Here is a 655-nt window from a genome sequence, read left to right on the forward strand (position 1 = left end):
ATCTGAAGAAGGCGCTGGCCCAGGTCAGACGCAACAAAGGCGCGCCCGGCGTCGATGGCATGACCGTCGACGATCTGGCCGCCCACCTGAAGGACCACTGGCCCGAGATCAGGGCTCAACTTCTCAACGGCACCTACCAGCCGCAGCCGGTGCGGCGCGTCGACATTCCGAAGGCATCGGGAGGCACTAGAGGCCTCGGGATTCCGTCGGTGCTCGACCGCTTCCTCCAGCAGGCGGTGATGCAGGTGCTGCAAGAGGATTGGGACCCGACCTTCTCGCCGTCGAGCTACGGGTTCAGGCCCGGACGCTCGGCGCATCAGGCCGTGGCAGCCGCTCAGCAGTTCATTGCAAACGGCTGCCACACTGTCGTCGATCTCGATTTGGAGAAATTCTTCGATCGGGTGAACCACGATATCCTGATGGGTCTGGTGGCTAAACGGGTGCAGGACCGACACCTGCTCCGGCTCATCCGCCGTTATCTGACGGCAGGTGTGCTCGTGGGTGGTATGGTCGATCCGATGGATGAGGGAGTCCCGCAAGGGGGGCCGCTCTCGCCGCTGCTTTCAAATCTGATGCTCGATGTGCTCGACAAGGAACTAGAACGGCGCGGCCACCGCTTCGCAAGATACGCCGATGATTGCAACATCTATGTTCG

Annotated in this window: 1 protein-coding gene; it reads left to right on the top strand. The window is 62.0% G+C overall.

Features of this window, described 5'->3' with window-relative positions; genetic code table 11:
• Positions 1-2: 2 nt before the first annotated feature.
• Positions 3-655 (top strand): group II intron reverse transcriptase/maturase (gene ltrA / locus C7G61_RS42745; RefSeq protein ID WP_244608787.1); only part of this gene is annotated, 653 nt, incomplete at its 3' end.

The organism is Bradyrhizobium algeriense, assembly GCF_003062295.1.
Classification (GTDB): domain Bacteria; phylum Pseudomonadota; class Alphaproteobacteria; order Rhizobiales; family Xanthobacteraceae; genus Bradyrhizobium; species Bradyrhizobium algeriense.